Source organism: Halolamina salina (assembly GCF_042678005.1).
In the GTDB taxonomy this organism is placed as follows: Archaea; Halobacteriota; Halobacteria; order Halobacteriales; family Haloferacaceae; genus Halolamina; species Halolamina salina.
Genome location: NZ_JBHUDH010000257.1, coordinates 1 through 19,443, shown reverse-complemented (window position 1 = coordinate 19,443; position 19,443 = coordinate 1). Strand labels below are relative to the sequence as shown.

25 protein-coding genes are annotated in these 19,443 nt (G+C 58.9%); 16 read left to right on the top strand and 9 right to left on the bottom strand.

Annotation, left to right across the window (positions count from 1 at the left end; translation table 11 throughout):
* The first annotated feature begins 239 nt into the window (after positions 1–239).
* Both ACFR9S_RS16050 and ACFR9S_RS16045 read left to right on the top strand, forming a co-directional pair.
* On the top strand, positions 240–1,106 hold the full coding sequence (locus tag ACFR9S_RS16050) for a DNA-binding protein (RefSeq protein ID WP_379730259.1): 867 nt from the start codon (positions 240–242) through the stop codon (positions 1,104–1,106).
* A gap of 222 nt (positions 1,107–1,328) precedes the next feature.
* Complete coding sequence (locus ACFR9S_RS16045; RefSeq protein ID WP_379730260.1) at positions 1,329–2,291, top strand: homing endonuclease associated repeat-containing protein; 963 nt, start codon at positions 1,329–1,331, stop codon at positions 2,289–2,291.
* Positions 2,292–2,442: 151 nt separating this feature from the next.
* Here ACFR9S_RS16045 and ACFR9S_RS16040 read toward each other — a convergent pair whose 3' ends face one another.
* The gene (locus ACFR9S_RS16040) at positions 2,443–3,168 is read right to left on the bottom strand and encodes a hypothetical protein (protein WP_379730261.1); all 726 of its coding nucleotides are present in this window, start codon (positions 3,166–3,168) and stop codon (positions 2,443–2,445) included.
* A gap of 109 nt (positions 3,169–3,277) precedes the next feature.
* On the opposite strand from ACFR9S_RS16040, the gene ACFR9S_RS16035 reads away from it, so the two are divergent.
* Entirely contained in the window at positions 3,278–4,039 is a 762-nt protein-coding gene (locus tag ACFR9S_RS16035; protein WP_379730262.1) for a hypothetical protein, read from the top strand.
* Between the two features lie 3 nt (positions 4,040–4,042).
* Here ACFR9S_RS16035 and ACFR9S_RS16030 read toward each other — a convergent pair whose 3' ends face one another.
* Positions 4,043–4,624, bottom strand: coding sequence for a hypothetical protein (locus ACFR9S_RS16030; protein WP_379730263.1), 582 nt, complete (start codon positions 4,622–4,624; stop codon positions 4,043–4,045).
* 116 nt (positions 4,625–4,740) lie between these two features.
* On the opposite strand from ACFR9S_RS16030, the gene ACFR9S_RS16025 reads away from it, so the two are divergent.
* From ACFR9S_RS16025 to ACFR9S_RS15990, 8 genes are all read left to right on the top strand, one after another.
* Positions 4,741–5,667: a transcription initiation factor IIB gene (locus tag ACFR9S_RS16025; RefSeq protein WP_379730264.1), complete on the top strand. Its 927-nt coding sequence runs from the start codon at positions 4,741–4,743 to the stop codon at positions 5,665–5,667.
* 94 nt (positions 5,668–5,761) lie between these two features.
* Positions 5,762–6,643 carry a biosurfactant protein 1 gene (locus ACFR9S_RS16020; protein ID WP_379730348.1) on the top strand — a complete coding sequence of 294 codons (882 nt, stop codon included), beginning with the start codon at positions 5,762–5,764 and terminating at the stop codon, positions 6,641–6,643.
* Positions 6,644–6,781: 138 nt separating this feature from the next.
* Positions 6,782–6,970, top strand: a complete 189-nt coding sequence (locus ACFR9S_RS16015) for a hypothetical protein (RefSeq protein WP_049908471.1) — start codon at positions 6,782–6,784, stop codon at positions 6,968–6,970.
* A 91-nt stretch (positions 6,971–7,061) separates the two neighbouring features.
* Positions 7,062–7,442: a hypothetical protein gene (locus ACFR9S_RS16010; protein ID WP_379730266.1), complete on the top strand. Its 381-nt coding sequence runs from the start codon at positions 7,062–7,064 to the stop codon at positions 7,440–7,442.
* Between the two features lie 67 nt (positions 7,443–7,509).
* Positions 7,510–8,172 carry a DUF6735 family protein gene (locus tag ACFR9S_RS16005; protein WP_379730267.1) on the top strand — a complete coding sequence of 221 codons (663 nt, stop codon included), beginning with the start codon at positions 7,510–7,512 and terminating at the stop codon, positions 8,170–8,172.
* A 74-nt stretch (positions 8,173–8,246) separates the two neighbouring features.
* Positions 8,247–8,663, top strand: coding sequence for a hypothetical protein (locus ACFR9S_RS16000; RefSeq protein ID WP_379730268.1), 417 nt, complete (start codon positions 8,247–8,249; stop codon positions 8,661–8,663).
* 104 nt (positions 8,664–8,767) lie between these two features.
* On the top strand, positions 8,768–9,259 hold the full coding sequence (locus tag ACFR9S_RS15995) for a hypothetical protein (RefSeq protein ID WP_074879733.1): 492 nt from the start codon (positions 8,768–8,770) through the stop codon (positions 9,257–9,259).
* 3 nt (positions 9,260–9,262) lie between these two features.
* A complete protein-coding gene (locus tag ACFR9S_RS15990) occupies positions 9,263–9,625 on the top strand; it encodes a DUF7568 family protein (protein ID WP_379730269.1) in 363 nt (120 codons plus the stop codon).
* A gap of 87 nt (positions 9,626–9,712) precedes the next feature.
* On the opposite strand, the gene ACFR9S_RS15985 is transcribed toward ACFR9S_RS15990, so the two are convergent.
* The 4 genes from ACFR9S_RS15985 to ACFR9S_RS15970 form a co-directional block, all read right to left on the bottom strand.
* Entirely contained in the window at positions 9,713–11,269 is a 1,557-nt protein-coding gene (locus ACFR9S_RS15985; RefSeq protein ID WP_379819010.1) for a TrkH family potassium uptake protein, read from the bottom strand.
* A 108-nt stretch (positions 11,270–11,377) separates the two neighbouring features.
* A complete protein-coding gene (locus ACFR9S_RS15980; RefSeq protein ID WP_379730271.1) occupies positions 11,378–12,064 on the bottom strand; it encodes a potassium channel family protein in 687 nt (228 codons plus the stop codon).
* 55 nt (positions 12,065–12,119) lie between these two features.
* Entirely contained in the window at positions 12,120–12,563 is a 444-nt protein-coding gene (locus tag ACFR9S_RS15975) for a universal stress protein (protein ID WP_379730272.1), read from the bottom strand.
* Position 12,564: 1 nt separating this feature from the next.
* Positions 12,565–12,915 carry a hypothetical protein gene (locus ACFR9S_RS15970; protein WP_379730273.1) on the bottom strand — a complete coding sequence of 117 codons (351 nt, stop codon included), beginning with the start codon at positions 12,913–12,915 and terminating at the stop codon, positions 12,565–12,567.
* Between the two features lie 211 nt (positions 12,916–13,126).
* Between ACFR9S_RS15970 and ACFR9S_RS15965 the strand changes: the two genes are divergently transcribed.
* The 3 genes from ACFR9S_RS15965 to ACFR9S_RS15955 all read left to right on the top strand — a co-directional run bounded on the left by ACFR9S_RS15965 (position 13,127) and on the right by ACFR9S_RS15955 (position 15,144).
* Positions 13,127–13,537 carry a hypothetical protein gene (locus ACFR9S_RS15965; RefSeq protein WP_379819009.1) on the top strand — a complete coding sequence of 137 codons (411 nt, stop codon included), beginning with the start codon at positions 13,127–13,129 and terminating at the stop codon, positions 13,535–13,537.
* A 134-nt stretch (positions 13,538–13,671) separates the two neighbouring features.
* Positions 13,672–14,412 carry an Lrp/AsnC family transcriptional regulator gene (locus ACFR9S_RS15960; protein ID WP_379730274.1) on the top strand — a complete coding sequence of 247 codons (741 nt, stop codon included), beginning with the start codon at positions 13,672–13,674 and terminating at the stop codon, positions 14,410–14,412.
* Positions 14,413–14,748: 336 nt separating this feature from the next.
* Positions 14,749–15,144, top strand: a complete 396-nt coding sequence (locus tag ACFR9S_RS15955; RefSeq protein ID WP_379730275.1) for a DUF7567 family protein — start codon at positions 14,749–14,751, stop codon at positions 15,142–15,144.
* A gap of 22 nt (positions 15,145–15,166) precedes the next feature.
* On the opposite strand, the gene ACFR9S_RS15950 is transcribed toward ACFR9S_RS15955, so the two are convergent.
* A complete protein-coding gene (locus ACFR9S_RS15950) occupies positions 15,167–16,030 on the bottom strand; it encodes a hypothetical protein (RefSeq protein WP_379730276.1) in 864 nt (287 codons plus the stop codon).
* Between the two features lie 207 nt (positions 16,031–16,237).
* On the opposite strand from ACFR9S_RS15950, the gene ACFR9S_RS15945 reads away from it, so the two are divergent.
* Positions 16,238–16,810 carry a hypothetical protein gene (locus tag ACFR9S_RS15945; RefSeq protein WP_379730277.1) on the top strand — a complete coding sequence of 191 codons (573 nt, stop codon included), beginning with the start codon at positions 16,238–16,240 and terminating at the stop codon, positions 16,808–16,810.
* Positions 16,811–16,897: 87 nt separating this feature from the next.
* On the opposite strand, the gene ACFR9S_RS15940 is transcribed toward ACFR9S_RS15945, so the two are convergent.
* Together ACFR9S_RS15940 and ACFR9S_RS15935 are read right to left on the bottom strand one after the other, a co-directional pair.
* On the bottom strand, positions 16,898–17,239 hold the full coding sequence (locus ACFR9S_RS15940; RefSeq protein ID WP_379730278.1) for a hypothetical protein: 342 nt from the start codon (positions 17,237–17,239) through the stop codon (positions 16,898–16,900).
* Between the two features lie 350 nt (positions 17,240–17,589).
* Positions 17,590–18,957 carry a restriction endonuclease gene (locus ACFR9S_RS15935; protein ID WP_379730279.1) on the bottom strand — a complete coding sequence of 456 codons (1,368 nt, stop codon included), beginning with the start codon at positions 18,955–18,957 and terminating at the stop codon, positions 17,590–17,592.
* A 135-nt stretch (positions 18,958–19,092) separates the two neighbouring features.
* Here ACFR9S_RS15935 and ACFR9S_RS15930 point away from each other — a divergent pair.
* Positions 19,093–19,443: DUF6166 domain-containing protein (locus ACFR9S_RS15930; protein ID WP_379819008.1), on the top strand; the 351-nt coding region annotated here is incomplete at its 3' end.

The window sequence follows — 19,443 nt, the reverse complement described above, 5'->3', positions numbered from 1 at the left end:
CTCACCCCCCACGCTTACTCCGCTGGCCGCTCGCTCCGGGCGGGTCGGCGCGCGGTGCTGGTTGGAGCCACCTCATGCAGGCGCGCTCTCGCTCGCGCCCGGTAGGGCGCTCGCGAAGGCGCGAGCGAGAGCGCGCAGATGGTTCTGTCGGTCGTTGTCGTCGGAAAACCGCGATGTTGGAGCATCGCGGTGTCGGCGCGTGAGCGCCTTCGTCGGAAATCACCTTGTGAGTGATTCCAATGTCTAGTAACAACGCTAGCGGAAAGGTCGTTTCGGTCGATGAACAGGCATTCGAGAAAGCGGGCGGTCAGGCGGTCGATGAAGACGGCTTCCCGGTCGTCGACGAGACGCCGGAGTTCGAGGCGGCGGTCGAGCAGGAGACGCAGGCGAAGGTGGATGCGAACCACCCGGACGGGATCGCGGACACGAGCGAAGAACGGATTCACGGTGTCACCCTCGAACAGGAGGAGCGCATTCGGGCGCGGGAAGCCGAACTGGAGCGCATCAGTGCCCAGGCCGAGCTGGGAACGCAGGAGGGTCGCGAGCAGCGCACGCGGGAGGTCGTCAGCGAGCAGTGTGGCCGTGACGAGCCGGCGCCGGCGGAGCGCACGGATCCCCGAGAGAAACTGACGCAAGACGAACTCGCGGAGGTCAACGAGCAGGCGATGCGGATCAGCGACGAGGTGACGGGCGGCTGGTCGAGAGCGGTCGTCGCGAAGCAACTGGCCGAGAAGGTGCAGCGCGGGCGGGACGTCACGAAGGCGGTCTTGGAGACCTTCGAGGAACTGAAGGCGGCGCCGGGGGCGATCGTGCCCATCGCGGACGTGCCGGACGTCCCGGTCGGTGAGGTGACGGTCGAAGGAACCATCGAGACGCTCTGGGAGCCTTCCTCCTCAAGCATCCAGCAAGTCGGGCTGATAGCGGATGATAGCGGGAAAATCAAGTTCACCTGCTGGGAGAAATCGCAGCAGACAGTGGTGCGGGAAGGCGAAACGGTCCGGTTTCGGGCAGCAGCCAAGAACTGGTACGAAGGCCGGTGCTCAATCGCGCTGACCGGGTGGTCGCGAATCGAGTTCCCGGAGCGCGGTCGGTGGTGGGAAGAATAGCCAGTCGAGGCAACCCTCTTTTTTGCTGTGTGCCGGACCAACCCAGACCCCACCGCCCCACCCTCCGCTCCGTGCTCGCTCCTACGTCGCTGCGCGCGCAGCCACGACCTCGCTCACCTATCCAACATTTATCCGGCAAACCGAGGGAAGGAGTGTGCGACTTGGGCGAGTTTATCGAGCCCCCAGAAGGGTGCGGGCGCACAATCGCTCCGGAGTAGACAGATGACGGGTGAAGGAGATCTAACCTGCGGTGTTTGTGGAAAGTCCTTCGACACTAGGGACGCGCTGGGCGGCCACAACAGTAGCCACAGCCGCCGGATCTCTGATACGAAGTTACTGGCCGAGCTCGACCGGCTTGTAGACGAGCTAGGCCGTTCGCCAACGACCACAGAGATGGATACGTCGGGAGCGTATTCGGCTGGAACGTACAAAAATCGATTCGGCAGCTGGGCAGAGGCACTCCAGAAAGCCGGATACGAACCGGTGAAGCAACACCGGGTATCCAAAGACGCACTCATCGACGAAATCAGACGGCTCGCAACGGAGGACGAGACACCGCCAACGGCGGCCGACATGCGCTCGGAGGGCGAGTTCACGGTCACAATCGCACAGAATCGCTTTGGGAGCTGGAACGAAGCGCTAGAAGCAGCAGGCTACGACCCCAACCATCGGCATCGGATCTCGGATGCGGAATTACTCGAAGAGATCCATCGGCTTGCCGACGAATTAGGAAAGGTCCCAACAGCGCAGGAAATGAAAGACCTCGGGGAGTTCTCGCATCGACCCTACTTTACTCGCTGGGAGGGCTGGCAAGCTGCGATCCGAGCTGCCGGCTACGAACCGGTTGGCCGTCCAGCCGGCCAAGACCATCACAACTGGAAAGAACAACCAGTCCACGAATGGCGCGAGTACGGGGACAACTGGGACGAGCAACGACAAAAAGCGCTTGAACGCGACGACTACACCTGTCAAACGCCGAGCTGTGAGTGGACGGAGGAGGCGCATCGCGAGACATTCACGAGAGGACTCCACGTACATCATATCCGACCGCTAAGCGCCTTCGGCGACGACGAGAGTGAGGTGGATTTCGAGCGGGCCAACCGGCTGGATAACCTCGTTACGGTGTGTGCCGAGCACCATCATCTCTGGGAGCGGGCATCACCGCTACGGCTCGATACGAGATGAGTCTCGCAACCGCCGGCCATTCGGACGAGTTTCTGATTGAATGGCGAAAAGGTGAGCGGTGACCTGGTGATTTACTACTGCCAGACCAGCCCAAGCCCCGCCGCCCCACCCTCCGCTCCGTGCTCGCTTCGCTGCGCGCGCAGCCACGACTTTACTCGCTGAAGGGTATCCTGTGCGAGAGCGTGATGAGGTGTTCGATATCGCCCAAGATGTAGTCCGAGAGCATTCGCTCCGTATGCTCGAGATTACATGCACCAATATCGTCGTGGCTGTCCGAACGAGCGTGGAGCCACGTTTCCATGATTCCAGGGATGTCGCCGCTATCGACGTAGTCGGTGTCTGCATCAGTCGGGCGAATCCTCTGGAGATCTAATTCATGAGTGTAGTCGTCGAAGAACGTCCGTCGGAGCCCGACCTCCTGATGCTGGATGAGGTCGTCGAGTCCAGTTCCATACCCGTAGGCCTCAGCTGCGAAGTCCCCCAAATCCACAGATTCGGCACTTTCGATGATAGTCTTCAGATCGCCAGCAAGCCCGTCACCGGCAGGGCCGTCAGCAGCATAGACGGGTCGCTTTTTCAGCATCGGCAGGTCGAAGAAATCGCCCGCATACGTTACGATCTCGTCCGGTTGGTAGGCCCACAGCTCAGCATTGATCCGTCGTAGTAGATCCAGTTCGGACGCAAGTCCTGGAGCGCGCCGAGTGAGAATCTGCGTTCGGGGTAAGCGGCCGCCTGCTTCGGGACCGTCATACGCGAATCCGATTGCCGCGAGCTGGAAATCCTCCGGATCCTCCCAGTCAGGATCGTCATCAGGCGTGAGGTGCGGGCTGATCGTCTCGATATCGAGGGCAAGTCGTCTGGTACCACTAGATGACATAGCGGGTTGTCCAAGTCTGGATATTTAAATCGAAGTGAAGTGTCTGAGTTCAGCTGTCAGTGTTCCCGGTCGTGAATACTTTTGACGGGGTAGACTTGATAACGAAAGTATGAATCAGACAGACGTCTCCTGGCCAACAGCCCCCACTGGAATAGCCCCTGTGGGTCGGGTCTCTGATCCGGAACTTCGAGAGCTCGCCAGATTGCTCCGGGAAGACAGTACATCGGAGTGGTTCGAACGGGTGAAGCCGCCGAAGAACCCGCATCCGACAGTCACCAAGTTGCCGGACTACGACCACGAAGAAGAGCTAGCCGCAGTCCCGGAAGAACCAACGGAGAGCTACCGGCAGCAGGCTCTTGAGTACGTCGAGGGCGTCATCGAAGCAAGGGACTCGGTACGGCCGGATTCACTCCAGCCTGCATCTGAACTACCAGATGGAATCAGTCGATCAACCTCCCGTCAGTGGGTCTGGTACCATACGACCGACAGCATCCAGGAGCGGACAGATGACCGGCCACGATCGTTGGCTGAAACGACTGACCACGGAAAATATCTGTTCTTCACACCAGATGACACGGGCGTCCTCGAGGACATCATCGTCGAGCAATTTCAGTCTCGCCCGTTCGACTCTGCGAAGGTCCCAACGATTCCGAACAGGAAACCGGATGCAGTCCTCTGCCTCTATTATTCGGACGACCGGTATCGAGCCGATCTCCGAGAGACGTATCAGAACGAGCCTGAAGACGACACCTACGGGGTTGCGTCCCCCTACGACCCAGAGCTGCCCATCATTAAACCGCGAGGATTCAAGACCGACTCTGCAACGCGCCGAAATGAGTACTCTGAGGAATTCAGGCAAGAATCAGAGTAAGCGTTACTCGATGAGTTTCTCCCTGGCCTGTCGGACATTCTTTCGCACCGCTTCAGGGTGGACATCACGTTGGGATGCCCATTCTTTCGGGGCGTTCCCTAGCTCTTCGGTCATCCAATAGTCGAGGATTTCAGGTGGGGTGAGGCCATCCTCTGCCAGCTCTTGGAACCACCAGGATAGGACGAGTCTTGAACGTCGCCAGACCTCGATATCTTGAATCGGTACGACGAGATATGAGTGACCCTCCTCCAATTCATGAGAGCGCCCGCTGGACGTGAGAAGGTCATGTGCGCGGATGGAATGCCACTCTTTCGCTGCAGTCGCCTCGTCCTCCTCCACATCGATCGATTCGAAAATGGTTGACCACTCAGAATCAGGTATAGCGAAGACGAAGTCACTCGGTGGATTCTGGAATGCTAGCTCGACCGTCGATGAAGAATCGCGCCACGCCTTCCCGAGGTAATCATCGATAACGGTCACGTCGGCGATCCGTTCCAAGAGTTCCGTAAGCCGCGACGTTGACACAGAGGTCTCGGCAGCAACCTGCTGAATTTGCCCTCGATGAACACGCCGTTCCTGAGCCATACCCAACCTCTTGTTTGGAATTACTTATAACCCCACCACAACACAACTTGTAGTTTGTTTTGGCCCTGATGGATGGGGCCCTCAGAAGGAGGTGTCCCAGACAGAGGTGAGTTAAAATGGCAACCAGAGACATCTACGAGAGCGGATTCGACGAAGACGTCCGAACAGAATCGAGTGCGAACCAGTGTCCCGAGTGCGACGGCCGAGTCACCACGAACGCGGTCGAAACGGTCTGCGAGGACTGTGGCCTGGTCATCGACGAACAGCGTATCGATCACGGGCCGGAGTGGCGGGCGTACGACGACGAAGAGCGCGAGCGAACGGGTGCTCCCCTCACTGCGGCCCGCCACGATCGCGGCCTGTCGACGGAAATCGGTCGCGGCACCGACGCGAAGGGGAACGAGATCTCTGGGCAGAAGCGACGGCGACTCGCGCGGATGCGCCGTGAGCAGACCCGTGGGCGCTGGCGGTCGAAAGCGGAACGGAATCTCGCACACGGGTTGGGCGAGGTGCGTCGGTTGGCGAGTGCCCTCGAACTCTCCGATTCGGTCCGCGACCAGGCGTGTCAGCTCTTCCGGAGCGCCCAGAACGAGGATCTGCTTCGTGGCAGATCCATCGAGGCCATCGCCGCGGCCAGCGTCTACGGGGCCTGCCGGTGTAACGGCCTCTCGCGGTTAGTGGACGACGTCAGCGAGATGGCCCGCGTCGCGGAATCGCGAGTCACGAACGCGTACAAAACGCTGAACGAAGAGCTGGGCCTCCCCGCTGAGCCCGTCTCTCCCAGCATGTTCGTGCCGCGACTCGCCTCGGACCTCGAGTGTCCGGACGAGATCCGACAGCGGGCCCGAACCCTCGCAGAGCAGGCCGAAGAGAGCGGCGTCACAACGGGCGTCCATCCGGCCGGGTTCGCCGCGGCCTGCCTCTACAAGGCCGGTCGCGAGGAGGGCCGATGGTTGACGCAATCCGAGGCCGCGGACGTGGCGAACGCCTCGAAGGCGACTGTCCGGGCACACCGGGATACGTTGGAGGAACAGGTCGCCTGACGCAGTCCACTGTCTCTCCGTCTGTACTGCACATCGTTCTATCCACGCTACGATTTAAACACGAAGACGAGCCATGTTCTCTGTAGACTACTCTATGAACGGTCGTTACTCCGACTTTGAGGAACTGCGGCCAACCGGCGAGGCGTCCCACATTCCGGACACGAGGCTGGACGACGGCTGTGAGGGTGCCCCCCGGCGGCAACGCGTCGCGACGAGCGCTGGTGGCTATCCTGATGCGCCGACGGCCGCCGATGGCGAGTGCAAGTCGTGTGGGGCGTCAGTCCCAGACGGCCAGACGAAATGCCGGTTCTGTCTCACTAACCATCTCGGGAGTGACGCCACTAGCACGAACGAGACAGCGTCGATGACGTGCCTCGGCATCGTCCACCTGGTCGTCGAGTCGACCACGTTCTACGGCGCCGTCGCGAAGGGCGGCGCCGCGGCGAACCTTCTCTCCGCCAACGAGGTGGAGCCGGCCGTCGACGACTACACGCTCATCTACGACCTCGACGAGGCGCCGGCGCGCCAGCTGGCCGAGCAATGGCCCTCACTCCCCGATGCGATACAGGTGTCGTCAGAGGAGGGAGAACGGCTTCTCAGTGCCGTCCGTGACCGGGCTGGGTGGCACGGGCAGGAAGCGTCGGAGCGTCAGGAGCAGGCCACGACGCGGCTCTACGATCAGCGTGGGGACGGCATCCGCGACGCGTCGCGTCTCGACGCGGTCCTCGACGACGCTGACGACGTGGTGTGGCTGGTTCCAGCGATGGCGCTGACCGAATCTACTGGCGAAGCTGGGGCTGATCGCCAGGCGTCGTCGGTACCGACGACGCAGGAACTCGAGTGTCAAACCTGTGGACGGGCGACCGACCATCGGTTCAAGACCCACGAGTCGGACCCGGATGAGGCGTGGACGGGGCAACCGATCTGGGAGTGCCGGGTGTGTGGCTCGGCTCGCTACGGACCCAGTCTCGAGTAGCCCCAGTGCTCGGCGGCGATTAACCAACACCCTGCGAGTAGCGTCGAGGTTCGTTGGTTAAGGCCGTAATCTTCTGCAAGCCCGACGCCAGTCTCGATGGTGGGTCTTTCCGCGCCGGCGAGCGGTGAGGCGCTTCCGATGGAGCAAGAGTTCAAACAGGGCTACCGGATGCATCGTATACTCAGCAATCTCAACCGACTCGACGTCGACCGATTGGACGACGCGGATCGAGAGCGAGTTGAGACCGCGAGAGACCTCCTGGAAGAGGTGAGCCTTCTCACGCGGCCGGGCGACGGAGCCGGGGCGGACGCCCACGCAGACTCCTAACTGGCGTCGTCGGCCACGCCTCGGGAGGCACCTCTCACGTCGGTTTATCGCCCCCGGTAGGGGTGCGGGGGCGACCCCGTGAAGTCCAGACATGGCGACACTGCAAGCTGCGACGACGTCGACTGGCGCGATCGTATCGGATCCGCAGGCAGTCCGCGAGCTCTTTGAGAGCTACTGCTTCGGGACGCTCGACTGGGAGGTGACCGAAGACGGAGAGCTCACCATCTGGGGGTACGACGACTTCGAGGTGTACGAGGCGCGGGAGAACGGCCTGCCGGACTACGAGGGCGGGATCGTGACTCACGCATTCCTGCGAGAACTCGCCGACCACCTCGAAGCTGACGAGGAACTCGATATCCAAACAGCGGGGTTCACCAAGTGCCGCTTCCCAGTCCTGGCCAAGCGGTACGTCGTTCGCGATGGCGAAGTCCTCCACGCGGACCTCAGTTCCCCTGACCCGATCGACGAGTAGCGTTGTTCGTCCCCCGAGAGGGGTGCGGGGCGATCCAGTCGCGGTCGCCCCGTGAGGTGATTGCTCGATGGGCCACCGCGCACTCGTTGCGTACGAACGCACAGACGAACAGTACACGCTCCACTACAGCCATTGGGGCGCAGCGAACCTGAAGCTCAAGCGCCGAATCTCGGCTGAGTCGCCGTTCGGTGGCGACGACACCGACTCCAAGTGGGCGAAACAGCTGCTGGCGGAACTGGCCGATGGCCTCGAGGCAGATGCGGTCGACGGCTACCTCACCGGCGAGGATCGACCGTCGACGGTCGTCGAACCGAAGCCCCGCGCCACCGGGCTCACCCTCGACGAGATCGTCGCTGACCATCTCGACTACCTCCACCACGAGGCGTTCTTCGTGGTGTCGACGACGTTCGAGGTGACCGCCTATCGGACGCTGTGGTTCGGCCTCCAGTACGACTCTGAGACGGTCGAGCAGGGAGAAACAGTCGGGAACGGAGCGCTCGCGACGGTGCGCTGGTACGACGGCGAGTCGGTCGGCGACGGCCACCTCCAGGGACAGTTCGCGGCCCTCAAAGACGTCGTCGGCGATATGCTCGACAAGGGCGTCTTCACGCCGTCGACGGCGAGACAGTACCTGAAACGGAAGCTGGCCGAGCGAGTCGGAGACCGACAGGAGCTGCTCATTCCGACCGGAGAGTCACCCTTCGAGAAGGCGAGCCTGAACCACTCCTAGTTCGATCTGCTTCGTGGCAGATCCTGTTTTTCAGGGGTCAGAATGGGTGAGCCCCGCCGTAGGCTCGTGATTCGATGACCTCAGAGGACGACCCGTTTCACGACTGCGAGTTGGATCCCGAAGCGATCCTCGGAACACACACCTTCGAAGATGTCCTGTTCACCGACGAGACGGAAACTCCGGTGAACGTGCTCACCGGCGAGACACCGGCACATTCGCAAGCAACCGTCGATGAAGCGAAAGAGTTCGCTGCGAGTATCGACACGGAGACGCCCCAGATCGCGCTCCCCGCATCCGTCGAGTCGCAGGTCGAAACACAGAGCAAGCCCTACACGGCGGCCGCATTCTTCCACTTCAAGGCGACTGGCTCGCTCGAACGCCACCGCGCCTACCACGCCGCCTACGAGGCGGATGCGTTCGCGGTCGACTTCGAGGCCGACTACGAATCGGGCGACCTGACCATCACTGTCGAACGAGCGGACGAATCCTGAGAATCCGCCGTCACGAGGAGAGTTTTTCGAGCGCCGGCGATGGGTGCCGGCGCAGCTGGAGCGAGCAACGATTCCCGGTGCGTCGGCGTTTCGAGGTGTTCGAGATGCATATGGTGATTTACGCACTGGTAGAGGCATCGACGCACGACGACGCGCTGGCCACCGGAAAGACGGTGTTCGACCGACTGGTCGGCGCGGACCCACACGCCGGCGCCGTCTTCGATTACTACGTGACCTTTGACGAGGAGGACACGTCCGTTGCGGGGAAGGCGCGCTGGGGAGAGTTGCCGACTGCAGCCCCCGTCGACTCTGACGACGGCCAGGATCTCCTCGAGCGTGGCTGGGAGGCGACGAAGGAGGAATTCGAGCGGAATCTCGACCGGGTGAAAGAGGCCATCGACGAGCTCTCAGACGAGGAGATCATGCGCGACGAGGACCTCGCCCGGCATGCCTTCCACAAGGTCGGTGCGTACGACGGCCCGACGATCTTCCTGTACACCGAACACGGAACCGGCATTCGCCACCGTGGACAGCTGGATCGACTCCTCGAGGAGAGTGAAGAGCTCTGGATCGTACCCGCTGACGTCCACTTCTGAATAATGCCTCACATCACCAACTGGCGACGCGAGAGCCGCTCGCCGACACTCGCGTATCGGAACACAGAGACCGGTGCGCGAGCCGTCCTGCATCGAGCGCCGGATTCCTACCGGTACAAATGGCGTGGGGCAATCCTCGTCGACGGCTACCCGGTCTGGTCGCAGGGATACGGGACGAAGGATGCGACGTCTTTCCGTGACGAGCTCCGGGAGCGGCCGTCTCCGGACCTCAGCTGTCCGGAGTGTCCGAACGACGACGTTCGCCTCGGCGAGAAGGCAGCAGACGGGAGGAAGGTCCAGCGGTGGTTCGATTGCCCCGACTGTGGGTACGAAGCCCCCTCACAGATCGTGTATCGGAATGAGTGATAACGTCGCCAACCGATTCAATTCAAATCGTAATGTCGTAGAGTTCCTGAAATAGGGACAGACGAGTCAAAACTGCTTAGATTCCATCTACCGATATAGATTGAGTCGCTGGAAGATCGAACCAAGCAGTACTGCAACCGGGATGATTTCAAGTCGTCCGACCCACATGTTGATAATCAACATTGCTTTGGCCGTATCCGGCATCGTCGGACCGGTAATCCCGGAGTCCAGCCCCACGTTACTCTGTGCGCTCATAACATCGAAGATGACGTACTCAAGGGGATGAGCCGGTGAGAGAACGCGGAGTAAGACGGCAACACCGATCGCCAAGAACGCAATCCAGAGGATGAACACGACAGTTGCTTCCGTGTACTCACGTTGCGCCTGGTCTTCGTCGAGTCGTCGCTCACCGATTTGGAGATACTGAACCGCAGTCGATGGCCTGAATACGTCTCGAATCTGCCAGGCTGTCCCCTTGACTAGTGTGATCACTCGGACGAGTTTGAGGCCACTTGTCGTTGACCCAGCTGCGCCACCGGTGAGCATTCCGAGACACATCAACAGTGTCGCGCCGGCACTCCAGACCTGTTCCGTCCCCTCACCGATCGTCGCAGTACCGAACCCAGTATTCGAGACCGCGGACACGAACTGGAACAGACCGAGTCTGACTGTTTCTTCGAATGTGTTGTATTGGCCATTCGCATACAGGAGTCCTATCAGCGCCAGTGAGCCGGCCGTAAACCAGATGAACACCCACCGCGTCTGTAGGTCAGCGTAGAAGTTCCGTACCTCGCCTTTGTAGATCAGATAGTGGATGGGGAACGCAATACTGCCGGCGAACATCACAGGCACGACCGCGTACTCAATTAGTGGGCTGTCGTAGTGTCCGATCGACGCCGCGTGGACGGAGAATCCACCGGTTGCGATCCCGGTCATTCCGTGGTTGATCGCGTCCCATAGCGGCATCCCGACCAACAAGAACAGGATGATTGACCCAAGAGTGAGTCCCACGAAAATCTTCCAGATCTCCCTGACAGTCGTCACGATACTCGGATGAATCTTCTCCGACCGAGCTTCACTCTCGTAGAGCGTATATGACCCACTGGTTCCACCACCCCGACTGAGAATTGCGACGGTCAGCACGATGACGCCGACGCCGCCGATCCACTCGATGAACGACCGCCACCAGTGCAACGACCGCGGCAGCTGTTCTTCAACAGCAGCCATCGTGAGCCCTGTCCCGGTGAAGCCGCTCATACTCTCGAATACCGCGTCCAGGGGCTGAAGGAAAATGGCCGTCGTGCCGTCCATCGGTGGGGTATTCATCCAGACCGGAAACGGGTCAATCTGGATCGTCCACGCGATGAGCAAGAACGGCAAGCCGCCGAGAACACCGATAACGGCCCACGCGGTCGCTGCTGTGACCATTGCGTCCCGTTTCTCCGGCGGATCAGGGTCTTGGTATCGCCAGACGAGTCCAGTCCCGAGGATACCCATTATCACCGCTGTTACACCAAAGGCAGGAACTGCGTAGAATTCGCTGTTGACGGCTGCGACGATGATGGATATCGCCGACATTAGCGAAACAGCCTGTATGATCCGACCAACGTCGTGTCCGACAGCTCTTGTGTTTACCCGTAGCATGAATCGTCAGTTAGGACGCCGAATGAACGGCTTTAGTTTTCAGACTTATCATCAGCGTATATCGAGTCAACTAGTGGAGAGATTAACCAAATTACTATCTCTGAGCAATTATATTTCTCTGTCCTCGTAGTGACCAAAGAGATCGGTGAGTTTTGGGTCGGCCCCGGTCCCGGAATAGACTGTCAGTAGATCGTTTACCTTGATCTGGGTGTTGCCACGCGGCGTTAATGGCTTGTCTTCGGTTTCTCGACCGATAGCAACGATCAAGACATCATCTGGCAGCAACCCTTCCTCACCTGCTTCGTTGAGTGTCTTTCCAGCAATCGGTGCATCCTCTGTGACCGTGATTTCAAAGACTTCGGCCTCCTCGCCAATCCGCATATAATCGACGATTGCTGGCCTGGCGACCGCCCTGTAGAGGTGGCCAGCGATTAGCTGTTGCGGGTTTTCGATCGTGTTCACGCCGATCTGGCGGAAGAGGTTCATGTGCTCCGGGTTGTGCACGACTGACGTAATTGCCGGGATCTCAAGTTCTTTGGCGAGCAGACAGACCATCACGTTGGTCGCGTCCTGATCGGTCGTCGAGATGATCGCGTCGGCACGGTCCGCACCGGCGTCTTCGAGCGTCTCTTTCGTAGTTGCATCCGCATTCAGCACCATACAGTCGTATTCACTGGCGATCTCGTCGGCTTTCTGTGTGTCTCGTTCGATAACGACAACTTCGTTGCCTGACCGAGTCGCAATGTCGATCAGTGGCGATCCGATGTCACCTGCTCCAACGATGATGATGTACATGTGTAATATGAATTATCCGTTTATTGACGTTTCGCGCGACTGGCGTCGGGTACACTCACGCTTCGCTCACCTCTCGGTCTGGTAGAACCAGAATCGGAATGTCACTACTCTGAACGAGGTTGTGGGTGACGTCACCCGTCAACAGCTTGCGCCAGCGGCTCCCCCTACGAGGAGTGAAGACGATTGCACTGGCGTTACTGTCGTGGGCCGCATCCATAATCGACGATGCGATATCGGTTCCGTAGCGGAGATTCGTTTCGAGGACAATCCCCGAGTCGTCGAACTCATCGGCAACGATTCGGAAAATCTCCTCGGCACGCTGTTCACGTTGCTCGACGGATGCTTTATCAGGGGCACCACCAGCCTTTTCGATTACGTGGACGGCGATTACAGTCGAATCCGACCCCTCAATATATGGACGGAGTGCAGCTGTCGTCGCCGTGGCGTCATCACGGTTGGCAACTGGAACAATAACCCGCTGGAAGAACGATGTAGTCATCTTAATCGCCTCCGGCGTCCTCATTGACTTTCCCAAGATAGTGCCATTTGTACCGGCCCCCCTCGTCGTCGATATGGGGTCCCCATCTGACTCTGTAGGCGAACGGACCGCGTGCCTCACCCGTTTCATCCGGTCGTTCTACGACAGCGATTGTGTACGCGCCGTGATCCTCTACACGAACGAGTTCCTCCCCAGGGCGCGATTCGATTGCATCCGTTATCGACGGATGCTCTCGAAGAAGTTGCTGTGCGTAATCGATAATCTCCCTGAGTTCGCGATCACTGCGGCCTTCAAGTGCAGTAATAAGTCCTTCAGGGAGATCGTCCGGAGGATCGATATCAGATGAAGTCATACGTTGTATTGAATCACTGCCGTTTTTCGTCCGGCTGGGTGGACTACGGGGCTACTGTTGCAGAGTCTGGCTACCGTATGAAGAGTTTTCGTCGCGCAATAAATATTGGCATTCTATTTCGCTTTGGGGAATTATTCAGCCACTCTATTTTTGCCTCCCGAAATCTAATTACCAGGCCAAACTTAGGGAGTGGTAGATGGGGTCACCATCCGTGTCTGACGAATTTGATCTTCCAACGAAATCACTACGCGGGCGAGCTGTAAAAACCATCGAACGAGTCTGTGTAATTGCCGCCCGCTGGTCAATCCCGCTGTTTCTTCCCATTGGTTTCGCTTTCTTCGTGTACCTAATTGGGGGCTCTATCGCAATCTCAGTGGGGTTGTGGTCGCCATCGTTCGAATTCCTGTCACTATCAGATGATGTTTACTTTGCATGGCTTGGATTCCTCTCGGGAACCGTGATCTGCATCGGGACGGGTTCCCTGATCGGCCTTGCATTCCTTACGGAAGGAGAGGGACGAATTCACAACGAGATCTCGATTCTTGCTTCTTTCATTGGGTTTGGTTTTGGAGCCGGACTGCTTCGGATGTGCCATATGACTGTATTAGCGTCACTACACTAGCGGATGTGAGAAATAGTTACTCCCGGCGTCTTCGATTGTATCTGTCCGTACTCTCCCGAGGCCAGGCTCAAGCGTAATAGAATACCAGAGGGAAACAAGGAAGACGCTTTATTATCGCTGGTCGTAGCTTCTGTATGGCTCACCGCGTTGATGAGATAGACAAACGCATCCTCTACCACTTCGCAGCAGATGCCCGGAACACGGCAACATCAGACATCGCCGAAGAGATGGATGTGACCCCAGCAACCATCCGGAATCGAATTAAAAAACTCGAAGAGGAGGGTATTCTTCAGGGATACACTGCTGATATTGATTACAAATCCATCGAAGGGTATGTCACATACCAATTTAGATGTACGGCCGCTATTCCGGATCGCAAGCGACTTGCTCAGTCTGCTCTGGAAATCCACGGGGTAATAACAGCTCGAGAGTTAATGGCCGGCTCTTCGAACTTGGTAATTACCGCCGTCGGAGCGGACACTGATGAGATTACCCAAATCGCCCACGAACTCTCTGATCTCGGCTTAGAAATCGACGACGAGAGTGTAATCGAAGACGAATACCACACTCCGTACAACCCGTTCGGACCAGAGAAGGTATCGAAGAGACCATCGCTAACAGACTTCATGAGTCTCGCGGGGGACGCCGAAGTGGTTGAGTTTACTGTCTCAGAGGGGGCCACAATCGCGAATATGACTATTGAACAGGCTGTCGATGAAGGCTTGCTGGCCGACGAGATGCTTGTCGTTGGTATCGAACGAGACGGGGATGTGCTCACGCCGAAAGGAAAAACCGTAATTCAGCCAGGAGATGTTATCGCGCTATTCTCGAAAGCGCCGTTGAAAAAGGATTCATTGGAAGCGTTTGGAACGTAGTATACGCAAAGCCGGAAGGGAAGCCAGTGGGAGTCATTGGCCTTTGATTGAACCGCGAGTTACCTTTGTACGGTAGTGGATGATTTCCTCCCTAGAGTATTCAGAGAACAACCCCCCCGGAGTGACCTATCCTGAATATCTGGATGACGATATCTTTTGCGACCAGAAGTCAGCAAGCGACGAGAGAGTGCGGTGGCGATTCGACTATCCGACTTTAGCATTGATGGCCGCTCGAAGATAGTCTAAGACGCCAGGGTCTGGCTGGGAGAAGAGGTTCTTCGAAGATTGTTTCTTTCGAGGGGGAAGAGGGACCCGATTCGGTCGGGGCGATCAACAATGAGCCTGAAAGTACGCAACAGACACAGCGAGGCACTGTTCGAGTTCCTCTGGTGTCCCGTCTGCGGGCAGGAGGGTTTCACTCACATCCCGTTCGAGGGGGTGTTCTGCAAGAACTGCAACACCCAGGTCGAACTTCAAGAATCCCGAGAGACGCGCGGCTACGAGGAGGCCGTGCTCGCCTGCTTCGATACAACCACGACCTGGAACCTCCACGTCGACGAGAAACTGCGCCGCGACCTGCCTGATGGATCGGCGCGCATGAAGATCCTCGGCGCACCGGGCGCCTACAAGGTCGACTGGTGGAGTCCAGAGCCAGGTGAGGACTGGGAACCTGTCGAGCGCGGCGAGTTCGACGACATCGAAGAACCATCAGAGGTGTCGCATCTGGCGTAGAGCACGCGTTAGGGGGGTGAATTTACGCCCGACACACGTCGCAGGACCCGCATCCACGAGGGGTTCGCTCGTCGAAGTAGAGACGGCGCCATCGAGCAAACTGATCCGCATACGTGTCCTTGCTGTACGGGAATTGGTACAGATTGACCCCGTCCGGCAGGTCTGTGATTTCGGGCGCATCTACGCCGGGGAACCCGTTACGAAACACGAGATCTTCTGTTTTGGACACCAGCTCAGGAGCAACTGTGGATGGGTCCGAGGCCTTCAAGAAGTAGAGTGATGGGATGAACTCTTTCGGGTCGAAGAATCCGTTTGCGTGAAGAATCCACCCACAGAGCCACAGATACGCCTTCTCACTCGAGAAGAAGACTCCGTAGTGGTTGTCCGATTGCCGGCGTTTGTACACGAACACGGGGAGACCATAGCTGAAGCCGACCCGCGTTGGTTCTGCGTGGATATAGCAGTCCTCACGGTCGATATAGTGGACCAGCGGAGCTTGACACAGCTTGCCCGGGTGCTCACCAGTACCGATCTGCTCCCACAGCTCCGAGACGGAGGCTACGTCGGCGCTCTCGTCCTCGAGAGTCGTATCATCGATTGCACGATGGACGGGCGCAGCAGACTGAATCTCCTCGGGGAGATCGTCGCTGGACAGCTTCGCCGTCTCTCGGTCAGGGAGTGTCCGATAGAAGTGTTTATAGAAGCCCTCACGACGCCGCTTGTCGGCGAGTGTTTCACACCGGGCGCAGTCCTCGATGAACATCGCTGGTACCACCCGGTCTGGATTCTCGGCGGCCTCCTCGTAGAGACTACGCTGCCGTTCGGCCCGCCTGGCAATCTCATCTGGATCGGGGAGTGGTGAGCCCCTCTCAGACTCCGATGACATACGCATACCTTTGGGCTGGAACAGCATCAGTTTCCGAGCAAGGACCCCGCCCGACTGCAATCTTGCGAATTTTGGAATTCATTTTTAACCAGGTTTAAGTTGTCCAGTGACAGCCATTCGGCGAGATTCCAGCGACTCCACTCGATTCAGGAGAGGTTGTTTCTGCGCCGGCGATGGGTGCCGGCGCACACGCGCCGGCGGTGATCGATGTCGACACGAAGTCAACTCCGATTCATCCAACGGAGCGAGACCGCAGGCGAACAGTCCGATACCGACCGCATCGCACAAATCTACCGCCACTCGGACGGGTATCCCGATAGCGTCCTCCGTGACCTTGTCCAGCTGAAAGAGTTGCTCGACGAGACAGGAACAGAGCGCGGGCCTGCGTACGCCGCTGCCCAGTTCCTGTTCCTCGACACGCTCTCGACGATGACCCTCTACGTGGACGAAGGGCGTGATCGGAGCATCCACGCTGACCAACCCTCGGATATCCTCGATCCGGACAATATGGAGCACCTCGACCAGCCGATGTTCCTGCTGGGACACGGTGTCGAGAACCCGGCTGACGGCATCCACGGCGACGAGGAGTACCTCTACGTCGTCGAACTCCCGACCCGGAACCCATTCGAGGAGCCATCCGAGTGGACCGTCAAGGTGAGCGGTCACTCCGCCTTCCCGCGCTGGGATGGTCCGACCGAGGAAGCCTTCGATCGGGCTAGCTGGCAGTTTGAAGGACCGCTCTCGGCCGCCGTCGACGAACTACTAGCTCAACCAAGCTAATCGTTAATTGGACACTCCCAAGGTTCGAGTGCTGAAGAGAAGGAGCACCCAGTATAGGATTCTTCGGAACGAATGATTTGCAGATTGCTACTGAGAGTTGCGAATCCGCCGTCGGGCTCGAGAATCCAATACCTGCTGTGCATAGAGTGAATCCTCTCGGTCGCTTTCCGCGACCCATTCAAACGCTTGACGAGAAATTTGTTTCATCAGGAGCTCACCGTTTTCGACTTTCCAGCCAAACGGTTCTTTAGGGTCTAATCCCCGCTCTCGAAGTATTTCGTCGTCCACACGCAGAGCCATTACGAGGTCGTCCCCGTATTCAGCTGCTTGTTCCGGGTTCAGCACCAAGTTATCGAGGAATTCATCGCTGTTCGGCTTGGGCGTCATCCACTCGACGGTCCACTCATCTCCGACCTGATTGGAAGGCATACCTGTAGAATAGTCGTTGCTCGATAAAATTGACAGGGGGAACAAAGGGTCGTATCAGAACGAGGTGTTTGCGCTCAAAGCAGACCATTGCCAGGACATCAGAGAACGATACCCGTTTTAATCGATAAGTCCGATTGGTCCAGTATGGATTACGTGGATGAGCCGCCGGAAACGGAGAATCCTGTGATGGTGATTCGGGTAACAGCGAAATGTACCCTCTGCGAAACCGCTGAGCGGTGTGATTCACCTGGCGAAGCAAAAGAGTGGGCGAGAGATCATCAACATCCTCGAGACTTTATTGAATACCGTCGGACCTGGGCCGAGCGATAACCAATTCGACACCTCGATACTCAGATTACACCTCCAAGTGCGAGGATGCCAAGCAGTAATAGAACAGCCGTAACTACTCCCCCACCAGCAGTGAGGAGCTTATTCTCCATCACCTTCTCGTGGATCGGCATCGCGGCGTACTCCTCGCGGAAGGCCTCGAGATTCTCCTCCTCGTAGAAGTACTTCGTCTTCAATGCGAACCGTTCCGTCACCGCACAGCCCGTACAGATCGGTTCGCCTTCCAGCCGCTCCGTTTTGATGTGGCTGGAGCAGGCGATTGCCCCGCAGTTCGGACAGTAGGTGTACGTCTCGTCGACGCCGCTCGTGTCACAGTGGACGCACTGATGGATGCCGTCCTCTGCGGTTACTCGTGACGGGCCTGCCGCGTAGTACTCGTAGGGGTAGGTGTACTCCTGGAGCTCGGTTGTCTGTCGAACCTCGGGGAGGTACACCGGCTCAATCGACTGGACGGAGATGTCCGAGCGGTTCGGCTCGCAGGTCTTGTTGTACGTGACGTTGTTGTCGCCGGTGTAGGTCACCTTCGTCGTGTGGTGCTGCTGGAGTCGCTCGACGGCCCACTCCTTGTACTCCGTCTGAGTCTGGCCGAACCGCCGCTCCTCGACGTCGTCGAACACCTCCGCGAACTGCTCGGTATCGAGGTCGACCGTCGCGTGAAGGTTCTCGGTGACCAGCGTTGCAACGTCCTCGTCCGCGACCTGTGGCTGCCCGCGTTCGGCGTGGGCGACGAATCGCGATCGGTCGTTGATCCGATGGATGACGCCCACCGACGTCTCGAAGACGGCGTTCGTGTCCGCGGTGACCGCGACCACCGGCCGGAACGTCACCGATGAGTGCGGGTCTGGGAGGTCGGCGGCCTCGATGTTCTCGACGTCGCGGAACGCCTCTTCGACGGGTGTGTCGACGTCGGCGGCCGGGTCGTACGGGCGGAGCGTCTCGTCGCAGAGAATTTCGATGCGACCGTTGTAGAGGTCGAGGCCGATCTCGTCGGCGATCTCCCGGAGATCCTCGCCGTCGAGCAGCTCGATTGGATGTGGGTCGTCGTTTTGCTGGAGGCGCTGGGCGTACTCCTGAGCAGGATTCGTGAACCGGCCGGTCGTGACGGCCATTCCGCGTTTCGGGCCGTCGAAGTCGAACGTCGCGATCGCCGAGTGAAGCTTCTGGACGACCGGCCGCCCGACTGTCCCCGTGTGCTTGCACTCGACGATGATCGCACGCCGGGTGCCGTCGACGACCTCCTCCATGATGACGTCGCGACCCTCGTCAGCCGTGCGGTCGGCCTGGCGGACGTTCTCGTAGCCGAGGTTCCGGAACACGTCCTCCATCACGTCCTCGAACTCGAACCCCGAGAGATCGTCCAGTACAGCCATCCTCAATTATGTGGACAGTACGTTGCAACTGCCAAATACGTTGCCGAACGCTACGCCGTCCTGTTTGTTGAACCCCTGAGAGGGGTGCGGGGGTCACCGAACCGCCCGCGAGCAACGATGAACGGGAATGTACCTATGGCCAGTTCGGAATCGGTTCCAGTCGCATCGCCAGGTCAGGCTCACCGAGACGCAGTCGAATACGTCGGCTTCCGCGTCGACGGCCAAGCCGTCGTCCTGAACCTCTCGGAGCATCGGCGACTCTCCCTCGAGCGCAGTCTGGACCTCGTCAACCACAGTCCAAGCGGGTTCGAGTGGGGGTATAGTGGTAGCGGGCCCGCCCAGCTCGCGTGCGCGCTCCTCCTCGACTACTACGACGATGAGCAGTTCGCCCGTGAGCACTACATCGCGTTCCGGAATCAGGTGGTCTCACAGCTGGAGTGCGACGGTGCCGCGGCGTGCTGGCACCTCCCCGGCGAAGAGATCGAC

Excerpts from the sequence above, each read along its gene's own strand:
- ACFR9S_RS16050 (WP_379730259.1), top strand. The coding sequence starts at position 240 with ATGTCTAGTAACAACGCTAGCGGAAAGGTCGTTTCGGTCGATGAACAG.
- ACFR9S_RS16045 (WP_379730260.1), top strand. The coding sequence starts at position 1,329 with ATGACGGGTGAAGGAGATCTAACCTGCGGTGTTTGTGGAAAGTCCTTC.
- ACFR9S_RS16040 (WP_379730261.1), bottom strand. The coding sequence starts at position 3,168 with ATGTCATCTAGTGGTACCAGACGACTTGCCCTCGATATCGAGACGATC.
- ACFR9S_RS16035 (WP_379730262.1), top strand. The coding sequence starts at position 3,278 with ATGAATCAGACAGACGTCTCCTGGCCAACAGCCCCCACTGGAATAGCC.
- ACFR9S_RS16030 (WP_379730263.1), bottom strand. The coding sequence starts at position 4,624 with ATGGCTCAGGAACGGCGTGTTCATCGAGGGCAAATTCAGCAGGTTGCT.
- ACFR9S_RS16025 (WP_379730264.1), top strand. The coding sequence starts at position 4,741 with ATGGCAACCAGAGACATCTACGAGAGCGGATTCGACGAAGACGTCCGA.
- ACFR9S_RS16020 (WP_379730348.1), top strand. The coding sequence starts at position 5,762 with ATGAACGGTCGTTACTCCGACTTTGAGGAACTGCGGCCAACCGGCGAG.
- ACFR9S_RS16015 (WP_049908471.1), top strand. The coding sequence starts at position 6,782 with ATGGAGCAAGAGTTCAAACAGGGCTACCGGATGCATCGTATACTCAGC.
- ACFR9S_RS16010 (WP_379730266.1), top strand. The coding sequence starts at position 7,062 with ATGGCGACACTGCAAGCTGCGACGACGTCGACTGGCGCGATCGTATCG.
- ACFR9S_RS16005 (WP_379730267.1), top strand. The coding sequence starts at position 7,510 with ATGGGCCACCGCGCACTCGTTGCGTACGAACGCACAGACGAACAGTAC.
- ACFR9S_RS16000 (WP_379730268.1), top strand. The coding sequence starts at position 8,247 with ATGACCTCAGAGGACGACCCGTTTCACGACTGCGAGTTGGATCCCGAA.
- ACFR9S_RS15995 (WP_074879733.1), top strand. The coding sequence starts at position 8,768 with ATGCATATGGTGATTTACGCACTGGTAGAGGCATCGACGCACGACGAC.
- ACFR9S_RS15990 (WP_379730269.1), top strand. The coding sequence starts at position 9,263 with ATGCCTCACATCACCAACTGGCGACGCGAGAGCCGCTCGCCGACACTC.
- ACFR9S_RS15985 (WP_379819010.1), bottom strand. The coding sequence starts at position 11,269 with ATGCTACGGGTAAACACAAGAGCTGTCGGACACGACGTTGGTCGGATC.
- ACFR9S_RS15980 (WP_379730271.1), bottom strand. The coding sequence starts at position 12,064 with ATGTACATCATCATCGTTGGAGCAGGTGACATCGGATCGCCACTGATC.
- ACFR9S_RS15975 (WP_379730272.1), bottom strand. The coding sequence starts at position 12,563 with ATGACTACATCGTTCTTCCAGCGGGTTATTGTTCCAGTTGCCAACCGT.
- ACFR9S_RS15970 (WP_379730273.1), bottom strand. The coding sequence starts at position 12,915 with ATGACTTCATCTGATATCGATCCTCCGGACGATCTCCCTGAAGGACTT.
- ACFR9S_RS15960 (WP_379730274.1), top strand. The coding sequence starts at position 13,672 with ATGGCTCACCGCGTTGATGAGATAGACAAACGCATCCTCTACCACTTC.
- ACFR9S_RS15955 (WP_379730275.1), top strand. The coding sequence starts at position 14,749 with ATGAGCCTGAAAGTACGCAACAGACACAGCGAGGCACTGTTCGAGTTC.
- ACFR9S_RS15950 (WP_379730276.1), bottom strand. The coding sequence starts at position 16,030 with ATGTCATCGGAGTCTGAGAGGGGCTCACCACTCCCCGATCCAGATGAG.
- ACFR9S_RS15945 (WP_379730277.1), top strand. The coding sequence starts at position 16,238 with ATGTCGACACGAAGTCAACTCCGATTCATCCAACGGAGCGAGACCGCA.
- ACFR9S_RS15940 (WP_379730278.1), bottom strand. The coding sequence starts at position 17,239 with ATGCCTTCCAATCAGGTCGGAGATGAGTGGACCGTCGAGTGGATGACG.
- ACFR9S_RS15935 (WP_379730279.1), bottom strand. The coding sequence starts at position 18,957 with ATGGCTGTACTGGACGATCTCTCGGGGTTCGAGTTCGAGGACGTGATG.